This window comes from Phenylobacterium sp., assembly GCF_022402485.1.
Lineage (GTDB): Bacteria > Pseudomonadota > Alphaproteobacteria > Caulobacterales > Caulobacteraceae > Phenylobacterium.
In genome coordinates this window covers 95,634-120,170 of sequence record NZ_JAKRSA010000010.1, presented here as the reverse complement: position 1 = coordinate 120,170, position 24,537 = coordinate 95,634, and the positions used below count along the sequence as shown (strand labels likewise).

Genomic DNA, 24,537 nt, shown 5'->3' with positions numbered 1-24,537 from the left:
AGGCATAGTTTCTCACGCCGCCGATGAAAAGAGGGTTTATGCGTCCACCGCGCTTGGGGCGCGGCCTTTCCACAGGCTGGGCCATAGCTTCATCTGCGCCCGGGCAGGCTTCTCGATCAGATGGTAGGATAGAGCCGCCAATGGAATCACGCCGACGAACAACACCAACCATAGGCCAATCGGAAGCTGTTCGCCTTCAAGCTCAAGCAGACTGATGACGCCATTCACGAATACAATCTTCCAGGGCACGCAGATCATGTAGATCGAGTAGCTGATCTCACCCAGGTAGGTCAGGGCGGGCGACGACAGAGCCTGGGACCCGGTTTCGGCCAGCCGGGCGAGGTAGAAGATCACCCCACCGGCAGCCAAGACGATCACAGTGTCGGAAAGTCCAAAACCGGCTGCAATGAGGGCGACGGCGCCTGAAATTACGGCACCGAGCCAGGCCTGGCCCCGTCCGCCCCCCGCTCGACCCCGCCAGAGGCTGTGCAGGGCGCAGCCGAGGGCAAAGCACGGGACGATCCGCAGGGCACCCCAGTGAATGGTGGCCAGGGTTAGGGGCCGGCCAGCCAGGGCCTCGAACCCGGCATAGAGTCCGGCCATGAAGATCGCCGCCAGGGCGACCGCCACCAGGGGCCGCGCCTTCAGGGCCAGGGCGCCCCAGGCAAACAGCGGGAAGGTCAGATAGGCGAACCACTCGGCCGAGATCGACCAGGAGGGATGGTTCCAGGCTGCGGTGGGCGCCAGCCCCCAGGCCTGCACCAGCAACAGGTTGGCCGGCAGGGACTCCCAGGACAGGATGTTGGGGTCGACGGCGAAACCCGCCGCCGTGGCCCCGCCTGCCAGAACGCCCATGCCGATCAGGGTCGCCAGATGCAGCGGATAGACCCGCGCCAACCGGGCCCAGAGGAACCGCCCATAGGCGAAACCTCCGGTCTCGACCTCTGTGCGATACACATGGCAGAGGATGAAGCCCGACAGGATGAAGAACACCTCGACCCCGAGATAGCCCTTGGCGACGAGCAGGGGTGTCCCTGTCGTGGCCAGGGCCGGCCAATAGTGGAACAGCACCACCCAGAAGGCCGCGAAGAACCGCAGAGAGGTCAGGGGGTGGATCTGCTGGGCGTCGGTCATGGATCGAGGCTTTCTGGCGCGTCGTGGTCTGCGATCATGCGCCAGAGGCCTCACCATCTCGTTATCGTCAGACGGGTCTGATACGGTCTGACGATTAACGCCGGGCCTGCGCCGTCTTCCACGGCGGGGCCTGGGACAAGACATTTGAAAAACGGGACCTGCCGGCGACTTCGCAGCCTGTAGGCCCTGAAGATTGGCGGCGCTCGACCGTCGCCGGGAAACGTCAGATTGCAAGAGCCCCAAGTCATTGACGAGGCCGATCGCCGCCTCACGCTGATCTCCGTCCTGATCATTTTTCTGCTCAGCGCCATGAGTCAGACCGTAGTGGCCACGGCCATGCCGCGGATCGTCTCAGACCTCTCGGGGCTGCATCTCTACGCCTGGGCGACCACGGCCTATCTGCTGGCCTCCACAGTCATGGTGCCCATTTGGGGCAAGCTCGGCGACATCTTCGGCCGTAAGCCTGTGCTGCTGTGGGGAATCGGGGTGTTCCTGGCCGGCTCCTGGCTCTGCGGCCTGGCCGGAGAGTTCGGCGACCTGCCCCTGGTCGGCGGCGGCATGACCCAGCTGATCACCGCCCGGGCCCTGCAGGGGATCGGCGGTGGGGCGCTCTTTACCATCGCCTTTGCCATCATCGCCGATCTGTACGCCCCCCGGGAGCGGGCGCAGTTCTCGGGCCTGTTCGGTTCGGTGTTTGGGGTGGCCAGCATCTTCGGCCCGGTGATCGGCGGCTTCTTCACCGACCATGGGACGGTGGTTCTGGCGGGTCATGTGGTCGAGGGCTGGCGCTGGGTCTTCTACGTCAACGTCCCGTTTGCCCTGGCGGCGGTGGCGATGATCACCCTGAAGATGCCGGCCCTGCCGCCCCGGGGGGAGGGGCGCATCGACTATGCAGGCGCAGCCCTGATCGTGGTCGGGTTCACCAGTCTGCTCCTGGCCATCACCTGGGGGGGCCAGACCTATCCCTGGGGCTCGCCGCTGATCCTCGGCCTGCTGGTGGGTGGCGTCGCCGCCCTGACGGGGTTTGTCTTTGTCCAGCGGGTGGTCCGCGACCCCATCCTGCCCCTGGAGCTGTTCAAGAACCTGACCTTCAACACCGCCAATGGCGCGGCCTTCATCTATTCCATGGCCTTCATGGGGGTGACCTCCTTCCTGCCGCTCTACATGCAGGTGGGACAGGGTGTGCCGGCCACCCGCAGCGGTCTGACCATGCTGGCCCTCATGGTGGGGTTGGTGGCCGCCTCCACCGTCAGCGGCCGCCTGGTCACCAAGACCGGGGTCTATAAGCCGTTCATGATCGGCGGCGGGGCGGTACTGATCCTCGGCCTGTTCTCCCTCTGCTTCATTGGCCCCGATACCAGCACCCTGGACCTGGTGTGGCGCCTGCTGATCGTCGGTATTGGCCTGGGGCCGGGCCAGAGCCTGTTTGGCCTGGCGGTGCAGAACGCTGTGCCGCCACATCAGCTGGGGGTTGCCACCAGTTCGGGCCAGTTCGTCCGGCAGATCGGCTCAACCATGGGGGTGGCCCTGTTCGGGGCGATCTTGACCTGGGGCCTGACCGCCGAGCTTGGCCGGATGTCGGCGGCCAATCCCGCCGCCCAGATGGAGACCCTGGAGCTGTCTGATCTGCAGCGCATGGCCATGGAGCGGGACGCCGATCCTGGTCTGGCCGAGGCCCGGGCGGCTGATCCCGTCACCCGGGCGGCCGACCAGATCATTCGCCAGAGCATTTCCACCGCCGTGGTCTACGGGATCATCTTCAGCCTGGTCGTTCTGCTGTTTGGCTTCCTGCTGATGCTGAAAATCCCCGGGGTTCGCCTGCAGGACCGGGTTCCCCCGCCAGTTCCGGTTAAGGTCGAGGTCGATCCCGCCCCTTAAGGCCTCCATCGCCAGCCACGGGACCTAGAGGAAGCTGTAGGGGTCCACGTCGATGACCACCCGCACCGACCCGGGCGGCCTGATCCGCGCCCGCCAGGCGGCCAGATAGGCCGACAGGTCCACGGTCCGATCCGCCCGGACCAGAAACCGCTTTCGCCGGCGACCGCGCACCAGGGACAGGGGCGCGTCAGCTGGCCCATAGACCTCCAGGCCCGGGGCGTTGGGGGCGGCGGCGGCCATGTCCCTCACGAAGGCCTCCAGGGCCTGGGGATTTTCGCTGGAGACGATGACCGCCCCTAGCCGGCCAAAGGGCGGCAGGCCGGCCAGCTCCCGTTCGGCCATCTCGGCGGCGACGAAGGCGTCCCGGTCCTGGGCCGCCAGGGCCTGCATCACCGCATGGTCTGGCGCATAGGTCTGCACCAGGGCCCGGCCAGGGCGATCATGGCGCCCCGCCCGGCCCGTGGCCTGGGCCAGCAGCTGATAGGTCCGCTCGGCGGCACGCAGGTCGCCCCCCCGCAGACCCAGATCGGCATCCACCACCCCCACCAGGGTCAGATTGGGAAAGTTATGGCCCTTGGCGGCGGCCTGGGTGGCCACCAGGATGTCGATCTCCCCGGCCGCCATCGACTCCACCAAAAGCCTTGCCGCCTGGGCGTCGAACACGGTGTCAGAGGAGAACACCGCCACCCGGGCGTCGGGAAACAGGGCCCGGGCCTCCTCCTCCACCCGCTCCACCCCCGGACCGACCGACACCAGGCTGTCGGCCGCGCCACAATGGGGACAGGCCTTGGGCTTGGGCATGGAGAACCCGGTCAGGTGACAGACCAGCCGACCGGTATAGCGATGCTCTACCAGCCAGGAATCGGTGTCTGGCGCCGTCAGCCGCTCGCCGCAGGCCCGGCACAGCACCAGGGGCGCATAGCCCCGGCGATTGAGGAACAACAGCGCCTGCTCCCCGCGGGCCAGGGTCTCGCCGACGGCATTCACCAGGGGGCCAGACAGCCAGCGGCCGGCCTCCAGGGGGGTCTCGCGCAGATCGATCAGATCGATACTGGGCAGAACCGCAACCCCATGTCGGTCGGTGAGTCGCAGCCAGCGATAGCGGCCCGTCTCGGCGTTGCGCAGGGACTCCAGCGAGGGCGTGGCCGAGGCCAGGATCACCGCGGCGGCCTCCATCTTGCCCCGGGCCACCGCCAGGTCCCGGGCCTGATAGATGAAGCCCTCCTCCTGTTTGAACGAGGTGTCATGCTCCTCATCGACCACGATGAGCCTGAGATTGACGAAGGGCAGGAACAGGGCAGAGCGGGCGCCCACAACAATGGAGCAGGTGCCGGTGGCCACCGCCTCCCAGACCCGGCGCCGGGCGGGGGGGGCGATGCCCGAATGCCATTCGGCGGGGCTGACCCCAAACCGTTCGGTGAAGCGGCTGAGCACCGCCTGGGTCAGGGCAATCTCCGGCAGCAGGACCAGGACCTGGGCGGCGGGGTCGGCGGCCAGGACGGCGGCGACGGCCTCCAGATAGACCTCGGTCTTGCCGGACCCCGTCACCCCGTCCAGCAGGGCCACCTGGAAGCCGCCCTCCCCGATCATGGTGTTCAGGGCTGCGACGGCTGCAGCCTGGCTGGGGTTGAGCGGCGGCCTTGGTCGGGCCAGGTCTGGGGTCGGGAAGGCGACCGGTGCCGGGGCGAGGCAGACCGCCAGCACCCCTTCGTCGATCAGCCCCTTGACCACCCCGGCGGACACCTCCGCCCGCCGGGCGAGGTCGGCCGGGGCACCGGCAAAGTTGTCGAGGGCGGCCATAACCCGGTCCCGGGCCGGGGTCTGGCGGGCAGGGGCAAGGCCCGTCGCCACCACCTGCTTGGCGGGCCTGGCCTTGGGCGCGCGGGCACCGCGCAGGGCGATGGCCAGGGGTTGGCCCGGCGCATCGACCGCGTAGCGGGCCGCCCACTGGATAAACTCCAGGGTTCCCGGCGGCAGGGGCGGGTCGTCCAGCCGAGCCTCCACGGGCTTCAGGGGCCGGTTGCCCCCAGCCGCCTCCCGCAGGGCGAGCACCACCCCGCGCAGGGTGCGGGGGCCAAGCGGGGCGGCCACCTGGTCGCCAACCTGCAGGCCCATGCCCTCGGGCTCGGCATAGTCGAAGGCCTCGGGCACAGGCAGGGGCAGAAGGACCTGGGCGATGCGGCTCATGGGCGAGCCCCTGACCCTGTCACGCCGGCGGGGTGGCGAGGCGCGGTCGCAGCGGCTAAACACCGCCTTCCACTGCGCAAGGAGGCCCAGGCCATGCAGATCTTTCTCGACACCACCGACACGGCCGTCCTGAAGGACCTGGCCTCCACAGGCCTGGTGGACGGCGTCACCACCAATCCGTCGCTGATCGCCAAGTCGGGCCGTCCCATGCTGGAGGTCATCGCTGAGATTTGTGACCTCGTCGAGGGGCCCGTGAGCGCCGAGGTCGCCGCCATTGATGTGGAGGGCATGCTGGCCGAGGGCCGCAAGCTGGCCGGCGTCTCTCCCAATGTGGTGGTCAAGGTTCCCCTGACCCGGGCGGGCCTGACCGCCACCGGTGTGTTCTCCCGCGAAGGCATCCAGACCAACGTCACCCTGTGCTTCTCGGCGGCCCAGGCCCTGATGGCCGCCAAGGCTGGCGCCACCTACATCTCGCCCTTTATCGGTCGCCTGGACGATCACGGCGCCGATGGCATGGGCCTGATCGCCGAGATTCGCGCCATCTACGACAACTATGACTTCGACACCGAAATCCTCGCCGCTTCGATCCGCACAACCGCTCATGTGACGGCCTCGGCCCTCATGGGGGCCGACTGCGCCACCATTCCGCCGGCCATCTTCCTCGATCTGTTCAAGCACCCGTTAACCGAGAAGGGTCTTGATCAGTTCATGAGCGACTGGGCCAAGACCGGCCAGTCGATCCTTTAAGGTCGCGCGCGGTCGGCGCAGGGGCGGGCATGATGGACGGAACCAGGATCGACGGGGCGATGAGCGCCCATGAGGCCCAGGCCACCGTGCGCCAGTTCCTGCTGGAGAATCCTGCCGTCCTGCTGGACGATCCAGAGTTGCTGCGGCTGCTGGGGCTGCAGACCCTGCCGGAGAATGTGGTGGCCTTCGGGCCCGCCGCCCTGGCCAGGGTCCACGCCGCCCACCGCAAGGAATCGGCGGTCCGGCGCCAGCTGGAATCCACGGCCCGGGCCAATTTCGCCGCCCAGGCCCAGACCCACGGTGCGGTGATCGACCTTCTGGAGGCGCGCAATCATGCCGACCTGGCCCGGCGGGTGGATGATCTGGCGCAACTGCGGTTTGGCCTGCGCTGCGGGGTGATTGCCCTGGAGGGGCCTGAGCAGACGCCAGCCGGATGGCGGCCCCTGGTCGAGGGTCAGGTGGACATGATCCTGGGGGGGCATCAGAAGCTCACCCGCATGGGCTTCTGGGCACCGGCGCTTGGCCTGTTTGGCGAACAGGGGGCAAAGATCAAGTCCATGGCCCTGGTGCGCCTGGCCATGTGGGAGCCCGCCCGGGAGGGTCTGGCGGCCTTCGGTTCGGAGGATCCCAAGGGCTTCACCGAGGACATGGGGGCCGAGCTTGTGGCCTTCCTGGCCCGGGTCATCGAACGCACGGCGGAGCGTTGGCCGGTCCTTTGATCTCCTTAAGCCCAAAGGCGCCGGCCGCAGAGGCGGTTCAGGCCTGGCTGGCCTACCTGACCCAGGAGCGCCGGGCCTCCCCTCGCACGGTGGAGTCCTATGGGGCGGCCGGTCGGCGGTATGTGGCCTTTCTGCAGCAGCATCGCGGCGGCGGCCTCACCATCGCCGACCTTGCGGGGATTGAGACCGCCGAGCTGCGTGCCTGGCTGGCCCACCTCCGCCAGGGAGAGCAGCCCCTGTCGCCCCGCTCCCTGTCCCAGGCCCTGTCGGCCGTGCGGGGCTTCCATAAGTATCTCGACCGACGCCTGGGCGTGGCCAACGCCGCCGTAAGCCTGGTGCGCGGACCCCGGGTCAAGCCAGGCGCTCCCCGACCCGTGACCGAGGATCAGGCCCGAGGCCTGATCGCCGAGCCGGGGCTCGACCCTTACCTGGAGGGCTGGGAAGCCCGTCGGGACGCCGCCGTGCTCACCCTGCTCTATGGCTGCGGCCTGCGGATCTCAGAGGCCCTGTCCCTTAGGCGAGCCGACGCCCCCCTGGGGCAGGGCCTTCGAATCACTGGCAAGGGGGGCAAGACTAGGCTCGTGCCGGTGCTGCCGGCTGTGGCCGAGGCGGTGGCGGATTATCTCAGCGCCCTGCCCTTTGTCCTGGGGCCGAACGACCCCTTGTTTCGGGCCAGGCGGGGAGGTCCGCTCAGCCCGCGGCACGTCCAGGCCACCGTCCAGGGCCTGCGAGGCAGGCTCGGCCTGCCTGATAGCGCCACGCCCCACGCCCTGCGACACTCTTTCGCCACCCATCTGCTGGGGGCCGGCGCGGACTTGCGTTCAATTCAGGACCTGCTAGGCCACGCCTCGCTGTCCACCACCCAGCGTTACACCCAGGTGGACGCCGAGCGGCTGCTGTCCGCCTATGCCAAGGCTCACCCCCACGCATGACCTGCCCTGTCCGTCTTCGCCCCGTGATTCCCGGCGACCTGCCGATCTTCTTCGAACAGCAGCGCGATCCCGCCGCCAACCGCATGGCCGCCTTCGGCGCCGCCGATCCTGAGGACCGGGGGGCCTTCATGTCCCGCTGGGAGGGGCTTCTGAAGAACCCGGCCGTTACCGCCCGCACCATTGAGGTGGCCGGCGATGTGGCGGGCCACATTCTCAACCACACCACCGCCGGCGCCCCCTCGGTCTCCTATTGGGTGGGCAAGCCCTGGTGGGGTCAGGGGGTGGCGACCCGGGCCCTACTGGCCTTCCTGGAGATGATCGCCGTAAGGCCGGTGGAAGCCCGGGTGGCCAAGGACAACATTGCCTCCCTACGGGTCCTGCAACACGCCGGCTTCGCCATTCGCGGCCAGACCGCCGCCTTCGCCCCAGGCCGGGGCGTCGAGGTCGAGGAGTACGTCATGGTGCTGGAACCAGACACCCTGGCCGAGGCCAGCTGATCGCCTGGCCTACCCCACCGGTAGATCAAACATCAGCTGCCGCGACACCCGCACCGGGGGCGAGCCATGGCCCAGCAGGGCGTCGTGATAGGCCTTCATGTCAAAGGCCTGACCGGCCCTGGCCTCGGCTTCCCGACGCAGGGCCCAGTGTTCGCGCCAGCCGACGAAATAGGTGGGCAATTGGGCAGAGGATACCCGGGCCCGGGTCCACTTGCCGGCTGCCTCCCGCTCCTGCTGGAAGGCGTCATGGGTCATCAGATGCATGGCCTGGGCCTCATTCCAGCCCTCCACATGCACGCCGATATCGAGGATCGCATTGGTGATCACCCGCAGCAGGAACTTCAGGTTCGCCAGCCGGTAGAGCGGATGGCCGTCCCGATGGCCGGCCTCGACCATCACGTCCTGGGCATAGCAGGCCCAGCCCTCGACGAAGGTCCCTGACCACAGCACCGAGCGCAGGACGGAGGGGTGGCGGTTGGAGATGGCCAGCTGCAGATAATGGCCTGGGGTGGCCTCATGGACCGTCAGCCCCTCCAGGGTCCAGGTATTGTACTCCCGGAGGAACGAGTCCGCCTGCTCGGCGCTCCAGTGCTCGGGGATGGGCGAGAGCTTGTAGAAGGTCGGCAGGTCCCGATCCAGCGGGCCCGGGGGGTCACAATAGGCGACCGCCACACCGCGCTGGAACTCCGGCGTCAGAACCAGCTGCACGGGCTCGGTGGGCGGGGTGACGATGGGATGGGCCGCCACAAAGGCGATGGCGGCGTCGAGCTGGGCCTGGGCCACCGGGATCAGGGTCTCTGGCGTCGGGCGGTCGGCATAGACCAGCTCCAGGGCCGCGCCGATGGCGGCCTGTTCCTGTTCAGGGGTCGGCTGCGGCGGGGTCGGCGGGGCGGTATCGGCCACCAGAACCTGACGGGCGATGGCGTACATCTCGGCCCGGACCTCCGCCAGGGCCTGCTCGGCGGCGGCCTTGATCTCAGCCCGGCTCAAGGGGCTGTCGAGGGCAAAGGCCAGCTTGGCGTCATAGAGCTCAGCCCCGAGCCGCCAGTCGCCTGCGGCGCCTGGAACCAGGACCTGATCAATCCAGGCCTGCTGCTCGGCAATGGCGGCCTTGGCGACGGCGGCGGCGGCCCGCAGATCGGCCTGGCCCGAGGCATCCAGGGCCCCGGCCTCGGCCAGCAGCAGGTCCACAAGACTGTTCAGGCCGGCATTCTGACCCGACACCGTCTGGGCGTGAATCTTCGGCGTCCGCTGGGGCTCCAGCACCGCGCGAACCCCGGCCAGGAGCTGCGGATAGGCGTTCATCCGGGCTGTGGCCGCGCTCAGGCGCTCGGGCAGGGGGGCAAAGTCCCGGGCGATCAGGCCATAGAGGGCCGAGCCCGCCAGGGACTGGTGGATCAGGGGATCCCAGGTGTGAGGCTTCAGGGTCGCATGGGTCCAGACCTCACCCGACAGAGCGTTGCGCAGGATGGCGGCGTCGGCCTGGCGCTCGCGGCTGAGGCCCGCAGGATCAATGGCCTGCAGCCGCGCCAGCAGGGCCTGGGCGGCGCTCAACCGGGCGCTCCAGCCCGCCGGGCTCAGATCATCCAGCCGGTCGTCAAACCGGTGGTCCCCCCAAAGCGTGGCAGTGATCGGGCTGAGCTGGATACTGGTCTCCAGCCATGCCGCCGCGAGATCGTCGAACGCAGCATCCGACGGGCTCGCCGCCGGGGTCTGGGCCCGGGCCGAGGAAAGCGGCAGGGCTGCGGCGGCGCCGAAGGCCATCAGCATGCGACGGTTGAGCAGGAAGGTCATGGAGGTCGTCCCAGTCGCGCCGCGACACCGGGCGCTGGGCCACTGTCTGTCAGGCTCAGGGGGTCTGCAAGCCAGTCCCCTCGTCTTGAGGCGCTCAGGCTGCCTTTGGCCGGCGGCGCACCCGGGCCAGACGGCGGAGCCGGCGCCAGAACCGGGTCTTCTCCGGCTCAGGATAGGGCTGCAGATTGCGCACGAAATCCTCGGCGCAGGCGGTCCAGGAGAAGGTTTCGGCAAAGGCCCGCACCGCTCGCCGGTCCAGCGCCAGGGCCTCCATACAAGCCTCCTTCAGACCCTCGGTGGCCGAAGCCGCCAGGGCACCGGCCCCGGAGCCTGGAATGATGTCGATGGGACCCGGCGCCGGATAGGCCGCCACCGGCGTGCCCGAGGCCATGGCCTCAAGGATCACCAGGCCAAAGGTGTCGGTGAGCGAGGGGAACACGAACACGTCGGCGCAGGCGAAGTGGGCCGAGAGCTCATCGCCAAACTTGGAGCCGGTGAACACCGCCGTCGGATAACGCTCGGCCAGCTCGTCCTTTTGGGGGCCATCGCCCACCACCACCTTGGTGCCTGGCAGGTCGAGGCCGAGGAACGCCTCGATGTTCTTCTCCACCGCCACCCGGCCCACATAGAGAAAGATCGGCTTGGGCAGGTGAGCGAAAATGTCCTTCTCACCCTCCCGCCGGGGATGGAACATTTCGGTGTCTACCCCCCGGGACCAGGAGGAGATGTTGCGGAACCCATGGCGGGTCAGCTCATCGCGCATGGTCGGCGTGGCCACCATCAACCGCCCGGAGGGCCGGTGGAACCAGCGCATATAGGTGTAGCCCACCGACAGGGGCAGCGGCAGGCGGGCCGAGACATATTCCGGGAACCGGGTGTGGTAGCTGGTGGTGAAGGGCAGCTTCCATTCCACGCAGATCCGCCGGGCGGCCAGGCCGATGGGCCCTTCGGTAGCGATATGGATGGCCTCTGGCTCAAAGGCCTTGAACCGCTCCTGCACCGGTTCATAGGCGCCGATGGCGACCTTGATCTCCGGATAGGTGGGCAGGGGCAGGGTCTTGAACTGGTCGGGGCTGATCACTTCGACCTGGTGACCCAGGGCGGTGAGTTCCTGCACCACCCGGGTCAGGGTGCGCACCACCCCATTGACCTGCGGCTCCCAGGCATCGGTGGCCAGCAGGATGCGCATGGGCCGCTGGACATCCTCCACAGGCGCGGCGGGCTCCCACATCCGCTGGGCCGGGGACTTGGCGGCTGTCGGCGCAGGGGCAGGTTTAGGTTGCGGCGGAGCCTCGGCGACAGGCGGGGCCAGGGGCAGGGTGGCCTGGGTCTGGGCCCAGGCAAAATAGGCACCCAACAAGGCTTCCCGGGTGGGGAAGTGGCGATAGACCGTGCGCTCGCCGACCCCGGCGTCCTTGGCGATGTCGGCAAAGGACAGTTCGTCCAGGGGGCCGCTCTCCAGCCGACCACCGACCACCCGCAGGATCTGGTCTCGGGTCGCGGCCTTCTGACGGTCGCGGGCGTCGCCTTGCAGTTCGGATTCGTCACTCATGACAGTCTCACTGTCACGAGCCTTGGCGGGTGTCAATCAACGTCCGCCAGCTCAGGCCGCTGCCGTCGCCGCGACGGGTGTGGGCTGCGCCACGGGCTCAGGGCTCAGTAGTGGGAGTTCAGGGGCTTCTCCGGCGCTGTGAGCCTCACGCACGGCCGACCAGCTGCGCAGCTTGGCCCACTCCAGGATCTCCATGCGCCCGTCCATATGCTCCACAAGCGCCGTGCAGCTTTCGACCCAGTCGCCGTCATTGATGTAGAGGATGTCCTCGATCTGGCGCATCTCGGCCTTGTGGATATGGCCGCAGATCACCCCGTCCACCCCGCGCCGCCGGGCCTCTTCGGCCACCGCGCCCTCGAAGTTCTCGATGAAGTGCAAGGCGTTTTTGACCTTGGTCTTCAGATAGGCCGACAGGCTCCAGTAGCCAAAGCCCAGGCGCCGCCGCACCCGGTTGAACAGGGTATTGGCCGACAGAAGCGCCCGGTAGGAATAGTCCCCCAGGAAGGCCAGCCACTTGGCGTGCTGTACCACCCCATCGAACTCGTCCCCATGGGTGACGAGAAACCGCCGGCCGTCGGCACCCTCGTGGATCGCGTCCCGGGCCACCACGACCCCGCCGAAATGAATGCCGCAGAAGTCGCGGATCCGGTCGTCGTGATTGCCGGGGATATAGACGACGTTCACCCCCTTGCGGGCCAGGCGCAGGATCTTCTGCACCACGTCATTGTGCGACTGGGGCCAGTACCAGCCGGATTTCATCTTCCAGCCGTCAACGATATCGCCGACCAGATAGAGGGTGTCGCATTCCATGTGCCGGATGAAGTCCAGCAGCATCTCAGCCTGACAGCCCCGCGTGCCCAGATGCACGTCGGAAACGAACACCGTCCGATAACGTCGGATTCCCAGATCGGTCACGAACGCCTCCGCAGCGCCAGCATTTGACGCTCGCCTAGGCTGATTGCATGTCGCTTTGATGAAACCGCACTGCAACACTGGCGCTGCAGCCCTGTGCGCCATATGTCGGCCGCACTCTGATTGAAGTCTGCCCCGTGGAAATGGACGCCAGAACCTATCCCGCCAAGGAGACCCCGAAGTCTCGCCGCACCCGCGCCCGGATTCTGGACGCGGCCATGCGCCTGTTCGCCGAGGTGGGATATCACGCGGCCACCAACGCCCTGATCGCCGAGGCGGCCAACCTGACCCGCGGGGCCATGCTCTACCACTTCTCAAGCCGCGAAGAGCTGGTGGAGGCTGCGGTCAGCCACATCGAGGTCGAGCGGGCCCGCCTGTTCGAGCAGGCCGCCTCCAGCCCGTCGGCCCCCGGCGTTGATGCGGCCGAACATGCCATCGACGCCTATTGGTCCCTGTTGCACGAAACCCCGTTCGTGGCCTTCGCCGAGCTGGAGGCCGCCGCCCGCACCGACCCGATGCTGCGCACCCGCCTGGCCAACGCCCAGAGCGCCTTTGACCGCAATCAGGTGGGCGAGCGGTTCCTGGCCTTGACCCAGGCCGGCAGCGACCCGCGCTTCCAGACCAGCCGTGACCTGGGCCGCTTCCTGCTGGAGGGCCTGGCCCGGGGTGCCATGACCTATGACGAGATCGCCCGGCGCGAGCGCCTGATCGCCGTGGTCAAACGCGCCGTCCGCGCCCTGAACCGCAAGGGCGAGGCCCAGGACCTCTGGGTCGACTAAACCCCTTTCCCGCCTATTCGGCGGGTTCGGCACCTGACCCCATGCCTTCGGAGAGCCGGATCAGGTACTGGCCGTATTCGCCCTTGGCCTGGGCGCGGCCGAGATCGGCCAGCTGGTGGCGGTCGATGAAGCCCTTGGAATAGGCCACCTCTTCGATACAGCCGATGCGCAGGCCCTGGCGCTGTTCCAGGGTGCGGATCAGTTCGCCGGCCTGGATCAGGCTGTCATGGGTGCCGGTGTCCAGCCAGGCAAAGCCCCGGCCCAGCAGCTCCACATTCAGCGCGCCCGCGTCCAGATAGACCTGGTTGAGCGCGGTGATCTCCAGCTCGCCCCGGTGGGACGGCTTCAGCGTCTTGGCGTATTCGCTGGCCTTGCCGTCATAGAAATAGAGCCCGGTCACCGCATAGTTGGACTTCGGTTGGGCAGGCTTTTCCTCGATGCCAAGCACCTTGCCGCCCTCGCCCAGCTCGACGACGCCATAGCGCTCCGGGTCGTTGACCGGATAGCCGAAGACAGTAGCGCCCTCGACCCGCTCATCGGCGGCGCGCAGCATCTGGGAGAAGTTCTGGCCAAAGAAGATGTTGTCGCCGAGCACCATGATGCTGGGCTCCCCGGCCACGAACTCCTCACCCAGCAGATAGGCCTGGGCCAGGCCCTCGGGCTTGGGCTGGACGATGAACTCGAACCGCACCCCAAGCTGAGACCCGTCCCCCAGCAGGCGCTTGAAGCCGGCCTGGTCCTCCGGCGTGGTGATGATCAGGATTTCCCGCACGCCCGCCAGCAGCAGCACCGACAGGGGATAGTAGATCATCGGCTTGTCGTAGATCGGCAGAAGCTGCTTGGAGACCGCCAGGGTGAGCGGATGCAGCCGGGTTCCAGAGCCCCCCGCCAGGATGATGCCGCGTCTCACGCCCGCTCCTTCTGACCCGTCAGCTGGGCCACAACCTCTTCCAGCGCCTCTTGCCACGGGCGCAGTTGCAGGGAGAAGACATCCTGCATGCGCCCTGTGTCCAGCACCGCGTTCAGCGCCCGGCGGGCCGGGGTCGGGAAGGCGCTGGTGGGCACCGGCTCCATGGCCGGCGGGGCCTCAGCATGTGTCTGGGCAAAGATCGCCTGGGCCATGTCATAGCGGCTGGCGACGCCGGCATTGACCACATGCAGCAGGCCCCATTCCCGGGCACCGGCCGGGGCCTTGGCCAGGCGATCACCCTGGCTGAGGATGAAGGCCGCCAGGTCGCCGCTGGCCGTGGGGCAGGCCCGCTGGTCGTCCACCACCTTGAGCAGCGGCTGGGTCTTGGCCAGCCGCAGCATCATCTGCAGGAAATTCTGGCCATAGGCCGAGAACAGCCACGAGACCCGCATCACCAGGGCCCGGTCGCAGGCGCCCAGCACCGCTTGCTCGCCCGCCAGCTTGGAGGCGCCGTAGATGTGCAGGGGGGCCGGGGCGTCGGTCTCCAGATAGGCGCCGGCCTTGTGGCCTGAAAACACCATGTCGGTGGAGACATGCAGCAGGGGCAGGCCTCGTGCCTGGCAAGCCTTGGCCATGGCGGCCGGGGCCCAGGCGTTGACGGCGTAGGCCAGGTCCGGCTGAGCCTCGGCCTTGTCGACGGCGGTATAGGCGGCGGCATTGACCACAAGGTCGGTATCGCCGGCCTCGCCGATGGCCCGGGCAATGGCGTCCGGATCGGTGAGGTCAACCTCGGCGCGGGAGAGCGCGGTGATCTCCACGCCAGGACCGGCGCGATCCAGCATCTCCCGGGCAAACTGGCCGGTGGCACCGAACTGCAGAATCTTCAGGCTCATCCCTTGGCCAGGCCCAGCCGCTCGGAGTGGAAGCCCTTGTCACGGATCGCCTGCCACCAGTCACGGTTCTCCACATACCAGGCCACCGTCTGGGCGAGGCCCTCGCTCAGCGGGGTGGCGGGCTCCCAGCCGAGCTCGGCCTTCAGCTTGGCCGCATCGATGGAATAGCGGAAATCATGACCCGGCCGGTCGGCGACAAAGGTGATCTTGTCGGCGTGCGGCGTATTGGCCGGCGCCAGGCGGTCAAGCTCGGCGCAGAGCATCTGGATGACCTCCAGATTGCGGTGGGTGGAGTCCCCACCGATGCAATAGGTCTCCCCCAACCGCCCCTTTTGCAGGACCAGCAGCAGGGCCTGCGCATGGTCGTCCACATGCAGCCAGTCGCGGACCTGGCGACCGTCCCCGTAGACGGGGATGGTCTTGCCCTCCATGGCCCGGACCACGACGGTGGGGATCAGCTTTTCGGGAAACTGGAAGGGGCCGTAATTGTTGGCGCAGTTGGTGATCACCACCGGCAGGCCATAGGTCCGGCCCCAGGCCCGCACCAGATGGTCAGCCCCGGCCTTGCTGGCCGAATAGGGGGAATTGGGATCGTAGGGGGTGTCTTCGGTGAAGGCACCGTCCTCGCCCAGCGCCCCGAACACCTCATCGGTGGACACGTGGTGGAAGCGGAAGGTCGCCTTGGCCGCGCCATCCAGGGTGTTCCAGTAGGCCCGGGCGGCCTCCAGCAGCACAGCGGTGCCGGTAACATTGGTCCGCACAAAGTCCAGGGGACCATCGATGGCCCGGTCATTATGGCTTTCGGCGGCCAGGTGCATCACCGCATCGGGCTGATGGCGGTCGAAGATCTCCGCCATGCGCGGGCCGTCGCAGATGTCAGCCTCTTCAAAGGCGTAGAGGCTCGAGCCCGCCACCGCCGCCACATTGGCCAGATTGGCCGAATAGGTGAGGACATCCAGATTGATGACCTGATGGCCCTGGGCGATCGCCCTGCGGACCACGGCCGACCCGATGAAGCCGGCGCCGCCGGTGATCAGAATTTTCATGCCGAACTTTGTCTGCAGCCGCGCCCCCGGGCGTAGCCGTTCAAGTGGTTAGCCCTGCCTCATACAGCGAATTACGGCGCGCTCAAGACGCTGGGGCCGGACTGGGCCGGGTTGTGAGCGCCGCAGACGCCCCTTAGGATCGCCATGAACAGCGCGGCGCGCGGGCGGGAGCGCCACTTGGAACCCTCAGACACTGCGCCTGCGAGCCCCGAAACTGGGGGCAAGACGCCCCCAAAGCGGTCCCCGGACCTGACCACCGGCCCCGTGGCCAAGAGCCTGCTGATCTTTACCCTGCCGATGCTGGGGGCCAATCTCCTCCAGTCGCTGAACGGCACCGCCAATGCCGCCTGGGTCAGCCACCTGCTGGGCCCTACGGCTCTGACAGCGACGGCCAACGCCAATACCATCCTCTTTCTGCTGCTCGGGGCCGCATTTGGCCTGGCCATGGCCGCCAACCTGCTGATCGCCCAGGCTGTCGGGGCCGGCGCGACGGCGGAGGTCAAACGGGTGGCAGGCGCCAGCACCCTGTTCTTTGCGCTCCTGTCCTTTGCCGTGGGCCTGGCAGGCCTAGTCCTGACACCCGCCATCCTCTCCGCCATGGGGACGCCGCCGGACGCCCGGGGCGACGCGGCCATCTATCTGCGGGTGATCTTCGCGGCCCTGCCGTTTATGTACTTCTTCTCGTTCGTGATGATGGCCATGCGCGGGACCGGCGACTCCCGGACCCCGTTCTACTTCTCCCTGGCCGCGGTCGGTCTGGACATTGTCCTGAACCCGATCCTGATCCTCGGCCTTGGGCCGCTGCCGGCCATGGGGATTGCCGGCTCTGCCGCCGCCACCCTGCTCAGCCAGACCGCCGCCCTGGCCGGCATGATCGTCTTTCTCTATCGAACGGGCAGTCCCCTGGTCCTGCGGGCCGGAGAGTGGGGGCTGCTGCGGCCTGACCCGGCCATCCTGCGAACCCTGGTGTTCAAGGGCCTGCCCATGGCCATGCACATGCTGGTGGTCTCAGGGGCTGCCGTGGTGATGCTGACCTTCGTCAATGGCTACGGGTCCCAGACCGCAGCAGCCTATGCCGCCGCCATGCAGGTCTGGAACTATGTCCAGATGCCGGCCATGGCGCTGGGGGCGGCGGTGTCGTCCATGGCCGCCCAGAATGTGGGAGCCGGCCGGATGGACCGGGTAGAAACCGTCGCCCGGACCGGGGTGGTCTTCGCCGTCGTCCTGACCGCTGTGCCCATTGCCCTGATCTATCTGGTCGAGCCCCTGATCCTGGGCTTCTTCCTGCCCGAAGGCAGCGCGTCGATGCCCATCGCCCGGCATATCAACGCCATCGTGCTTTGGGGGTTTGTGCCCTTTGGGGTGGCCTTCATCTTCGCCGGGGTGGTGCGCGCCACCGGGGCGGTGATCGCCCCCTTGCTGGCCATGTTCATCTCGCTTTGGGTGGTGCGGATCCCGTTTGTACCCCTGCTGACCCCAGCGCTTGGGGCCGACGCCATCTGGTGGAGCTTCCCCTTGGGGAGCCTCACCACCATGATTCTGGCCGGCGCCTACTATGTCTGGGGCGGTTGGCGTGGGGCCAAACTCATGCCGCCGCCCCGCGCTGCCGCCGGCCAGGCGAACCCGGACAAGGCCGCTGCCGCGCCCCAAGATTGAAGCGCTGGCCGCTTTTGGAAGCCAAATCTTATTGCTTACAGTGGGTTAGGTGATTTTGGTGGGCCCAGTTGCGTCCCGCTGCTGCTGGCCCAATAATGTTCAGACGCGGGCGCAGCCGGACGCCAGTTTTTGAATTCACGGTATGCTCGGCACCCCGAAACATACCGCACCTACGAAACGCTCTGCCCCTTGGCGCGGCGGAGCTCAAAGGAGGACGACATGGCCTGGGACTTTGAAACCGACCCGGAATTCCAGAAGAAGCTCGACTGGATCGAGGACTTCATGCGCGAGGAGGTCGAGCCCCTTAGCCATCTGGGCATGGCCGCCCATGGCCCGCTTGGCCGCGAGAAGTTCATCCGCCCCCTGCAGCAGAAGGTGAAGGACCAGGGCCTTTGGGCCTGTCACCTGGGCCCTGAGCTCGGCGGCCAGGGCTTTGGCCAGCTCAAGCTTGGCCTGATGAACGAGAAGCTGGGGCGCAATTCCCTCGCGCCGACCATCTTCGGCTGCCAGGCGCCCGACACGGGCAATGCCGAGATCATCGCCCACTACGGCACCGAGGCGCAGAAGGAGCGCTGGCTGTGGCCGCTGTTGAACGGCGAAATCCGCTCCGCGTTCTCCATGTCCGAGCCCACCGGCGGCTCTGACCCCCTGACCTTCACCACCCGTGCGGTGCAGGATGGCCAGGATTGGATCATCAATGGCGAGAAGTGGTACTCCACCAACGCCCGCTATTCGAAGCTGCTGGTGGTCTATGCGATCACCGATCCGGACGCCAAGGACCCCTATCGGCGCACCTCGATCTTCCTGGTGCCCACCGATACCCCCGGTGTTGAGATCATCCGCAATGTGGCTGTCGGCGCCGGCGGCGAGATCGGCAGCGGCTCTGAAGGCTATATGCGCTACACCAATGTCCGGGTGGGGCCTGACGCCCTGCTCGGCGACCGAGGCGCAGCCTTCGTCATCGCCCAGCTCCGCCTGGGCGGCGGTCGAGTGCACCACGCCATGCGCACTGTCGGCGCCTGCCGCCACGCCCTGGACCTGATGTGCAAGCGGGCCGTGTCGCGCACCACCCGGGACGGCCGACTGGCCGACCTGCAGATGGTGCAGGAGCAGATCGCCGACTCCTGGATCGCCGTGGAGCAGTTCCGCCTGCTGGTCCTGCGCACCGCCTGGCTGATCGACAAGCACAAGGACTACAACAAGGTCCGCAAGGACATCGCCGCCATCAAGGTGGCCATGCCCAAGGTCTATAACGACGTGGCCACCAAGGCTGCCCATCTGCACGGGGCCCTGGGGGTCTCCAACGAAATGCCCTTCATGCACATGGTGACCTCGTCCCTGGTCATGGGTATCGCCGATGGCCCCACCGAGGTGCACAAGGTCACCCTGGCCAAGCAGATCCTCAAGGACTACCGGCCGGAGAACGATCTGTTCCCCAGCTATCACATCCCGCGCCTGCGGGAGGCGGCCCAGGAGAAGTACGCCACCGAACTGGCGGAGCTGAAGGAAGGCTATGCCCGGATGAAGGCCGAACGGGAAACCGCCTCGGCCTGACGGGCCATCGCCTGACCCTCGGGCGCGTCCTGAGGGTCCTTGCGCGCCTCAGGCGCTCTTAAGGCGGGACACGAAGGTCACAAAGGGGCGCGAAGGACACGAAGACGAGGCCGCCGCCCACTTTGTGCCCTTCGCGAATCTTGGTGGGCTTTGTGTCCCCTCTTTTTCTGGCCCTGCGCGCCGACGCCCGCTTGCCTCCCGCCCGAGGCTCGGCTTTCTGGGGCTCAAGGCCGCTCAAAGACGCCAAACCTTCGAGGACACCAGGATCCCCCATGACCGAGACCGCCCCCAAGCCCTGGCCAGTCATGTCTATCGATGAGGCCCATGGTCGGCTGACAGCGCCGGGGGAGCGCTTCGAGCTCGCCGAGGCGGTGATCGAGGGGGTTCCGACCAAGGTCTGGAAGAACGCCCCGCCTACCCTGCGCGATGTGCTGCTGAACGGTCGGGCGTTCGGCGAGCGGGAATTCCTGGTCCATGAGGATGAGCGGGCCAGTTTCGAGGCCTTCACCCGTGCCGTGATCACCCTGGCCCGCCAGCTGCAGGCCGATGGGGTGGCGCCGGGCGACCGGGTGGCCCTGGTCATGCGTAACCTGCCGGAGTGGCCGGTGGCCTTCTTCGCTGGGGCGATCATCGGCGCCATTGTCACCCCTCTGAACGCCTGGTGGACCGGGGCTGAGCTGGAGTTTGGCCTGGCCGATTCCGGCGCCAAGGTCGCCCTGGTGGATGAGGAGCGGCTGGAGCGGATCGTCCAGCACCTGGACGCCTGTCCTGATCTTAAGCGGGTCTATGTGACCCGGGCCGAGACCCTGCCCGATGACCCCCGGCTGGCGCGGCTGGAGACCGTCATTGGCGAGGTGAACAGCTGGAAGACCCTGGCCGATCAACCCCTGCCCGATGTGGCCCTGGCACCTGATGATGCGGCCACCATCTTTTATACCTCGGGCACCACAGGAAAGCCCAAGGGCGCGCTTGGCAGCCACCGCAACCTCACGGCCAATATCATGGCCAGCGCCTGCGCCGCCGCCCGCGGCGTCCTGCGGCGGGGCGAGCCGATCCCAGAACAGGATCCCCACAAGCTGCCGCAGCGGGTCTATCTGCTGGTGGTGCCGATGTTCCATGTCACCGGCTGCAACGCCACCCTCTCGCCGGCGATCAATTCCGGCTCCAAGCTCGTGCTGATGCGCAAGTGGGAGCCTGTAGAGGCCATGGGACTCATTGAGCGCGAGCGGGTGACCAATACAGGCGGGGTGCCGACCATCGCCTGGCAGCTGATCGAGCATCCGGCCCGCAAGGACTTCGACCTGTCCTCCCTCTCGACCGTGGCCTATGGGGGCGCCCCATCGGCCCCGGACCTGGTGCGCAAGATCGTCGAGACCTTTCCGGGATCGGCCCCCTCCAATGGCTGGGGCATGACCGAAACCTCGGCCACCTGCACCACCAATATCGGCCGCGACTATGAGCACCGCCCCGACAGCTGCGGCGTGGCCCCGCCCCCCTGCGCCCTGAAAATCATCGATCCCGCCGACGGGGTCACCGAACTGCCGGTGGGCCGGGTGGGGGAGCTTTGGGCCAAGGGACCCAATATCGTCAAAGGCTACTGGAACCGGCCCGAGGCTACCGCCGAGACCTTCAAGGACGGCTGGGTCCGCACCGGTGACCTGGCCCGTCTGGACGAGGAGGGCTTCTGCTTCATCGTCGACCGGGCCAAGGACATGCTGATCCGCGGCGGCGAAAACATCTACTGCGTCGAGGTAGAGAACGTCCTCTATGACCATCCCGACGTGATGGACGCCGCCCTCATCGGCCTGCCCCATCGCACCCTGGGTGAAGAGCCGGCCGCCGTGGTTCACCTCAAGCCCGGCGGGACCGCCACGGAGGATGAGCTGCGCGCCTTCGTTCGGGCTCGGCTGGCGGCCTTCAAGGTTCCAGTGCGGGTGGCCTTCTGGCCCGAGACCCTGCCCCGCAACGCCAATGGCAAGATCCTCAAGCCGGAGCTGAAAACCGCCTTCCGGGTGGAAACCGAGGCCTGAATGCCTTGGACGTGGCGGCTGAAGCGCCTAAATCCTCACAGACGGGCCCGCCGGCCCTGAATAACGGCCCTCGCCGCCTGCGCCGGCTGACGGCCGCCCTTCGATCGAGCATCTCATGACCCTGACGCCTAGCTCTGAAACTGACGCCACCGAGCGGGCTGTCAGCCCCATCGAGGAGATCATCGAGGAGGCCCGCAACGGCCGCCCCTATATCCTTGTGGACGCCGAGGACCGGGAGAATGAGGGGGATGTGATCATCCCCGCCCAGTTCGCCACCCCGGCCCAGATCAACTTCATGGCCCGGCACGCCCGGGGGCTGATCTGCCTGTCCATCACCGCCGAGCGGGCGCGGGTCCTGCGCCTGCCCCCCATGACCGCGGACAACGGGTCAGGGCATGGCACCGCCTTCACGGTCTCCATCGAGGCGCGGGAGGGCGTGACCACCGGGATCTCCGCCCACGACCGGGCCCACACCATCGCCGCAGCCGTGGACCCCACCAAGGGCCCCGACGATATCGTCTCGCCCGGACACGTCTTTCCCCTGGTGGCCCGCCCCGGCGGCGTGCTGGTTCGCGCCGGCCACACCGAGGCTGCCGTCGACATCTCCCGCCTGGCTGGCTTGAACCCGGCCGGGGTGATCTGTGAGATCATGCGTGATGACGGCTCCATGGCCAGGCTTCCGGACCTGGTGGAGTTCGCCCGTCGTCATGGCCTCAAGATCGGCACCATCGCCGACCTGATCGCCTATCGTCGCCGCACCGAGCGGCAGGTGGAACGGGTGCTGGAAACCCCCTTCGAAAGCGCCCACGGCGCCTTCCGCATGTTGATCTACCGCAACATCCTCGACCACACCGAGCATGTGGTCCTGACCCGGGGCCGAATTGCCCAGGACCGTCCGACCCTGGTGCGGATGCACCGGGTGGATTTCGCCGCCGACCTGCTGGCCGCCGCCAGCCCCCGGCGGGACTATGTGCCCCAGGCCCTGAAGGCCCTGGCTGAGCATGACGGGGCTGGGGTTTGCGTCTTCATCCGCGACTCCAACCCGGCCTGGCTGTCGGAGCGCTATGGCCAGGATGGCACCGCCTCGGCACCCGATACGGTCCTGAGGGACTACGGCGTCGGCGCCCAGATCCTGCTGGACCTGGGCGTTCGCGACCTGGTGCTGCTCAGCAATTCCGACACCGTCCTGCCAGGCTCCGGGGGCTATGGCCTGCGCATCGTCGGGCGTCGCCCCCTGTCCTGATCGCTCAGGCACCCGGGGATCTGCCCGCGCTGACCACAGTCCGGCGGGACGAATTGCCAAGCCCCCCGGTTTTCCGCCAATCTAAGATGCGTCGGCGTGGATTATCACGCGGACCTCGACCTTCCCTGATCCCGCGGCCGTGCTGCGGACCGTCCATTTCAAGCTGATCCATTTTTACGAGCCCCATCCCCATGACTGAGATTTTCGTTCCGCGGCAATTCCGCGGACCCCCCGTCACCGCCAATGGCGGCTATATCTGCGGCCTACTGACCAAGGCGGTCGGCGGCGTAGGCAGCGCCATGCTGCGGGCCGGCGTTCCCCTGGACACGGCAGTCTCCTTGGTGGACGGCGAAGACGGGTCTGTCTCGGCGGTCAATGCCGAGGGCAAGGTGCTGGGGATCGCCAAGCCCGGCGGTCAGGACCAGATCCCTGCCCCGCCCCCCTTTCCAGGGGTCGAGGCCGCCCGGGCTGCCGCTGCGGCGTCGCCCTTCGCCACCCGCTCCCTGCACCGGGGCTGCTTCTCCTGCTGCATCGAGCGCGAAGCCGGCGAAGGTCTGGGCGTCCATGTGGGTCAACTCCCTGGCACCGACCCGGGAGTCTGCGCCGGAGTCTGGGTCCCTCACGCCAACTTTGCCGACGCCCAGGGGGAAATGCCCGACGAGATCACCTGGGGCGCCCTGGACTGTTCAGGCTCCATGGCCTGGTGGATCAAGACCGGATCGCCCGTAGGCCTGCTGGGCACCATGTCCGGCGAAGTGCTGAAGGCCCCCAAGGCCGGTGAGACCTATGTGGTCATGGCCTGGGCCTTGGAATCGGAAGGCCGCAAGTTCTTCGCCGGGGTCGCCCTCTATGACGCAGAGGGCGAGATCGTCGCCCGCAGCGGTCAGATCTGGATCGGTCTGCCCCCCGGCACGCCGGCCCGGCCACCCCTGACCCCGGCGGCCAACGCCTGATCTGGGCCCCTCACGAAAGGCTGTGGCCAGCCATTTCCTTTCCGGCGGAACCGGCCTATACCGAAATGTAACAACCGCCCGGCCGAAAGGCCGGGCGCCGTCGTTTCTGGAGTACGGCCATGACCGACATTTTGATGCCCAAGGCGACCGCCGTCTGGTTGGTCGACAACACCTCGCTCACCTTTGATCAGATCGCGGATTTCTGCGGCCTGCACCCCCTTGAGGTGCGCGGCATCGCCGATGGTGAGGTGGCCCGCGACATTCGCGGTGCCGATCCCATCGGCAATGGTCAGCTGTCGCGGGAAGAGCTCGATGCGGCCCAGGCCAGCCCCGCCTATCGGATGAAGGCTCAGAAGAGCCGGCACGCCGAGCTGCTCAAGCCCACCAAGAAGGCACCGCGCTATACCCCGGTGTCCCGTCGCCAGGACCGCCCGGACGCCATTGCCTGGTTCCTGCGCAACCATCCCGAAGTGCCGGATTCGCAGATCGCCCGCCTGCTGGGCACCACCAAGGCGACCATCGACCAGATCCGCAACCGCAGCCACTGGAACTCAGCCAACATCAAGCCCGTCGACCCGGTGACCCTGGGCCTGTCCACCCAGCTCGAGCTCGACGCCGTGGTGCGCAAGGCCGCCGACAAGAAGGCCAAGGACGACGCCAAGGCCGGTATCGTTGATCCCGATGGCCCGTCCCTGCGCCCGGCCTCGGAGACCGGCGCGGTTGAGACCGCCCCGGCCGAGCACGACGAGGACTGACGGGATCGGCTTAGATCAAGGTCTTCCGGGGCCCTGAAACGCAAGAGGCCCGCAGGATCTGCGGGCCTCTTTTCAATCTAAGGGATCAGTGAGCCCGGCGCTGCAGGCTCTCCATCTCTTCCTTGAGCTTCAGCTTTCGTCGCTTGAGTTCCTGCAGGCGAAGGTCGTCTCCCGCGGGGCTTCGCACTTCGTCCTGGATCGCCTTGTCCAGGGTCTGGTGACGAGATCCAAGTTCACGGATGCGGGCTGCAACGGCCATAGGTTACGCCTCCTTCAAGGGTTTTTCGACAAGACAGATGAACATCCCTTCGCCGGGGTGTCAGATCACATATGATTGTGCAGGGTTGAGGTCGTATTAGGGCCGGC

The 24,537-nt window shown here is 67.4% G+C and carries 21 protein-coding genes and 1 pseudogene; 12 read left to right on the top strand and 10 right to left on the bottom strand.

From position 1 onward, the window contains the following. Positions 1-36: 36 nt before the first annotated feature. A complete protein-coding gene (locus MH112_RS03040; RefSeq protein WP_296563634.1) occupies positions 37-1,134 on the bottom strand; it encodes an acyltransferase in 1,098 nt (365 codons plus the stop codon). Between the two features lie 228 nt (positions 1,135-1,362). Between MH112_RS03040 and MH112_RS03035 the strand changes: the two genes are divergently transcribed. After that, positions 1,363-3,012 carry an MDR family MFS transporter gene (locus tag MH112_RS03035; protein ID WP_296563632.1) on the top strand — a complete coding sequence of 550 codons (1,650 nt, stop codon included), beginning with the start codon at positions 1,363-1,365 and terminating at the stop codon, positions 3,010-3,012. A 24-nt stretch (positions 3,013-3,036) separates the two neighbouring features. On the opposite strand, the gene MH112_RS03030 is transcribed toward MH112_RS03035, so the two are convergent. Continuing rightward, entirely contained in the window at positions 3,037-5,199 is a 2,163-nt protein-coding gene (locus MH112_RS03030) for a primosomal protein N' (RefSeq protein ID WP_296563629.1), read from the bottom strand. A gap of 93 nt (positions 5,200-5,292) precedes the next feature. Between MH112_RS03030 and fsa the strand changes: the two genes are divergently transcribed. The 4 genes from fsa to MH112_RS03010 are packed head-to-tail and all read left to right on the top strand — an operon-like array spanning position 5,293 to position 8,094. Then, complete coding sequence (gene fsa / locus MH112_RS03025; protein WP_296563626.1) at positions 5,293-5,946, top strand: fructose-6-phosphate aldolase; 654 nt, start codon at positions 5,293-5,295, stop codon at positions 5,944-5,946. Positions 5,947-5,975: 29 nt separating this feature from the next. Further along, positions 5,976-6,665 carry a DUF484 family protein gene (locus MH112_RS03020; RefSeq protein ID WP_296563622.1) on the top strand — a complete coding sequence of 230 codons (690 nt, stop codon included), beginning with the start codon at positions 5,976-5,978 and terminating at the stop codon, positions 6,663-6,665. Further along, positions 6,650-7,597 carry a tyrosine recombinase XerC gene (locus MH112_RS03015; RefSeq protein WP_296563619.1) on the top strand — a complete coding sequence of 316 codons (948 nt, stop codon included), beginning with the start codon at positions 6,650-6,652 and terminating at the stop codon, positions 7,595-7,597. The genes MH112_RS03020 and MH112_RS03015 overlap by 16 nt, the downstream gene beginning before the upstream one ends. Then, positions 7,594-8,094 carry a GNAT family N-acetyltransferase gene (locus MH112_RS03010; RefSeq protein ID WP_296563616.1) on the top strand — a complete coding sequence of 167 codons (501 nt, stop codon included), beginning with the start codon at positions 7,594-7,596 and terminating at the stop codon, positions 8,092-8,094. Before MH112_RS03015 ends, MH112_RS03010 begins: the two co-directional genes overlap by 4 nt. 9 nt (positions 8,095-8,103) lie before the next feature. Here MH112_RS03010 and MH112_RS03005 read toward each other — a convergent pair whose 3' ends face one another. The 4 genes and pseudogenes from MH112_RS03005 to MH112_RS02990 all read right to left on the bottom strand — a co-directional run bounded on the left by MH112_RS03005 (position 8,104) and on the right by MH112_RS02990 (position 12,355). Further along, positions 8,104-9,888, bottom strand: a complete 1,785-nt coding sequence (locus MH112_RS03005) for a DUF885 domain-containing protein (protein WP_296563614.1) — start codon at positions 9,886-9,888, stop codon at positions 8,104-8,106. 94 nt (positions 9,889-9,982) lie between these two features. Then, positions 9,983-11,077 carry a glycosyltransferase family 1 protein gene (locus tag MH112_RS03000; protein ID WP_296563960.1) on the bottom strand — a complete coding sequence of 365 codons (1,095 nt, stop codon included), beginning with the start codon at positions 11,075-11,077 and terminating at the stop codon, positions 9,983-9,985. A 171-nt stretch (positions 11,078-11,248) separates the two neighbouring features. Further along, a pseudogene (locus tag MH112_RS02995) lies at positions 11,249-11,440 on the bottom strand (helix-turn-helix domain-containing protein); the annotation flags it as partial. 51 nt (positions 11,441-11,491) lie between these two features. Further along, positions 11,492-12,355, bottom strand: a complete 864-nt coding sequence (locus tag MH112_RS02990; RefSeq protein ID WP_296563612.1) for a UDP-2,3-diacylglucosamine diphosphatase — start codon at positions 12,353-12,355, stop codon at positions 11,492-11,494. A gap of 140 nt (positions 12,356-12,495) precedes the next feature. On the opposite strand from MH112_RS02990, the gene MH112_RS02985 reads away from it, so the two are divergent. Continuing rightward, positions 12,496-13,131: a TetR/AcrR family transcriptional regulator gene (locus tag MH112_RS02985; RefSeq protein ID WP_296563608.1), complete on the top strand. Its 636-nt coding sequence runs from the start codon at positions 12,496-12,498 to the stop codon at positions 13,129-13,131. Between the two features lie 13 nt (positions 13,132-13,144). Here the strand turns inward: MH112_RS02985 and rfbA are convergent, their stop codons facing one another. Genes rfbA through rfbB form a run of 3 tightly spaced genes read right to left on the bottom strand, consistent with a single transcriptional unit; the run spans position 13,145 to position 15,980 of the window. Continuing rightward, positions 13,145-14,041, bottom strand: coding sequence for a glucose-1-phosphate thymidylyltransferase RfbA (rfbA, locus tag MH112_RS02980; RefSeq protein ID WP_296563605.1), 897 nt, complete (start codon positions 14,039-14,041; stop codon positions 13,145-13,147). Further along, a complete protein-coding gene (gene rfbD, locus MH112_RS02975; RefSeq protein WP_296563603.1) occupies positions 14,038-14,934 on the bottom strand; it encodes a dTDP-4-dehydrorhamnose reductase in 897 nt (298 codons plus the stop codon). Before rfbD ends, rfbA begins: the two co-directional genes overlap by 4 nt. Beyond that, complete coding sequence (gene rfbB / locus MH112_RS02970) at positions 14,931-15,980, bottom strand: dTDP-glucose 4,6-dehydratase (RefSeq protein ID WP_296563600.1); 1,050 nt, start codon at positions 15,978-15,980, stop codon at positions 14,931-14,933. Before rfbB ends, rfbD begins: the two co-directional genes overlap by 4 nt. 177 nt (positions 15,981-16,157) lie before the next feature. Between rfbB and MH112_RS02965 the strand changes: the two genes are divergently transcribed. The 6 genes from MH112_RS02965 to MH112_RS02940 all read left to right on the top strand — a co-directional run bounded on the left by MH112_RS02965 (position 16,158) and on the right by MH112_RS02940 (position 24,171). Further along, the gene (locus tag MH112_RS02965) at positions 16,158-17,636 is read left to right on the top strand and encodes an MATE family efflux transporter (protein ID WP_296563596.1); all 1,479 of its coding nucleotides are present in this window, start codon (positions 16,158-16,160) and stop codon (positions 17,634-17,636) included. A 219-nt stretch (positions 17,637-17,855) separates the two neighbouring features. After that, positions 17,856-19,190, top strand: coding sequence for an acyl-CoA dehydrogenase family protein (locus MH112_RS02960; RefSeq protein WP_296563594.1), 1,335 nt, complete (start codon positions 17,856-17,858; stop codon positions 19,188-19,190). A gap of 272 nt (positions 19,191-19,462) precedes the next feature. After that, positions 19,463-21,220 (top strand): class I adenylate-forming enzyme family protein, encoded by a 1,758-nt coding sequence (locus MH112_RS02955; protein WP_296563592.1) that lies wholly within the window; start codon positions 19,463-19,465, stop codon positions 21,218-21,220. A 115-nt stretch (positions 21,221-21,335) separates the two neighbouring features. Beyond that, positions 21,336-22,463, top strand: a complete 1,128-nt coding sequence (gene ribB / locus MH112_RS02950) for a 3,4-dihydroxy-2-butanone-4-phosphate synthase (RefSeq protein WP_296563590.1) — start codon at positions 21,336-21,338, stop codon at positions 22,461-22,463. A 191-nt stretch (positions 22,464-22,654) separates the two neighbouring features. Further along, positions 22,655-23,416, top strand: coding sequence for a hypothetical protein (locus tag MH112_RS02945; protein ID WP_296563588.1), 762 nt, complete (start codon positions 22,655-22,657; stop codon positions 23,414-23,416). Positions 23,417-23,535: 119 nt separating this feature from the next. After that, positions 23,536-24,171, top strand: a complete 636-nt coding sequence (locus MH112_RS02940) for a cell cycle transcriptional regulator TrcR (protein WP_296563586.1) — start codon at positions 23,536-23,538, stop codon at positions 24,169-24,171. Positions 24,172-24,256: 85 nt separating this feature from the next. Here MH112_RS02940 and MH112_RS02935 read toward each other — a convergent pair whose 3' ends face one another. Beyond that, positions 24,257-24,430: a DUF465 domain-containing protein gene (locus MH112_RS02935; RefSeq protein ID WP_296563584.1), complete on the bottom strand. Its 174-nt coding sequence runs from the start codon at positions 24,428-24,430 to the stop codon at positions 24,257-24,259. Between the last annotated feature and the right edge of the window lie 107 nt (positions 24,431-24,537).

What these genes read in the sequence shown, in the direction of transcription:
- MH112_RS03040 (WP_296563634.1), bottom strand. Translation starts at nt 1,134, where the DNA reads ATGACCGACGCCCAGCAGATCCACCCCCTGACCTCTCTGCGGTTCTTC.
- MH112_RS03030 (WP_296563629.1), bottom strand. Translation starts at nt 5,199, where the DNA reads ATGAGCCGCATCGCCCAGGTCCTTCTGCCCCTGCCTGTGCCCGAGGCC.
- fsa (WP_296563626.1), top strand. Translation starts at nt 5,293, where the DNA reads ATGCAGATCTTTCTCGACACCACCGACACGGCCGTCCTGAAGGACCTG.
- MH112_RS03020 (WP_296563622.1), top strand. Translation starts at nt 5,976, where the DNA reads ATGATGGACGGAACCAGGATCGACGGGGCGATGAGCGCCCATGAGGCC.
- MH112_RS03010 (WP_296563616.1), top strand. Translation starts at nt 7,594, where the DNA reads ATGACCTGCCCTGTCCGTCTTCGCCCCGTGATTCCCGGCGACCTGCCG.
- MH112_RS03005 (WP_296563614.1), bottom strand. Translation starts at nt 9,888, where the DNA reads ATGACCTTCCTGCTCAACCGTCGCATGCTGATGGCCTTCGGCGCCGCC.
- MH112_RS03000 (WP_296563960.1), bottom strand. Translation starts at nt 11,077, where the DNA reads ATGCGCATCCTGCTGGCCACCGATGCCTGGGAGCCGCAGGTCAATGGG.
- MH112_RS02985 (WP_296563608.1), top strand. Translation starts at nt 12,496, where the DNA reads ATGGACGCCAGAACCTATCCCGCCAAGGAGACCCCGAAGTCTCGCCGC.
- rfbD (WP_296563603.1), bottom strand. Translation starts at nt 14,934, where the DNA reads ATGAGCCTGAAGATTCTGCAGTTCGGTGCCACCGGCCAGTTTGCCCGG.
- rfbB (WP_296563600.1), bottom strand. Translation starts at nt 15,980, where the DNA reads ATGAAAATTCTGATCACCGGCGGCGCCGGCTTCATCGGGTCGGCCGTG.
- MH112_RS02960 (WP_296563594.1), top strand. Translation starts at nt 17,856, where the DNA reads ATGGCCTGGGACTTTGAAACCGACCCGGAATTCCAGAAGAAGCTCGAC.
- MH112_RS02955 (WP_296563592.1), top strand. Translation starts at nt 19,463, where the DNA reads ATGACCGAGACCGCCCCCAAGCCCTGGCCAGTCATGTCTATCGATGAG.
- ribB (WP_296563590.1), top strand. Translation starts at nt 21,336, where the DNA reads ATGACCCTGACGCCTAGCTCTGAAACTGACGCCACCGAGCGGGCTGTC.
- MH112_RS02945 (WP_296563588.1), top strand. Translation starts at nt 22,655, where the DNA reads ATGACTGAGATTTTCGTTCCGCGGCAATTCCGCGGACCCCCCGTCACC.
- MH112_RS02940 (WP_296563586.1), top strand. Translation starts at nt 23,536, where the DNA reads ATGACCGACATTTTGATGCCCAAGGCGACCGCCGTCTGGTTGGTCGAC.
- MH112_RS02935 (WP_296563584.1), bottom strand. Translation starts at nt 24,430, where the DNA reads ATGGCCGTTGCAGCCCGCATCCGTGAACTTGGATCTCGTCACCAGACC.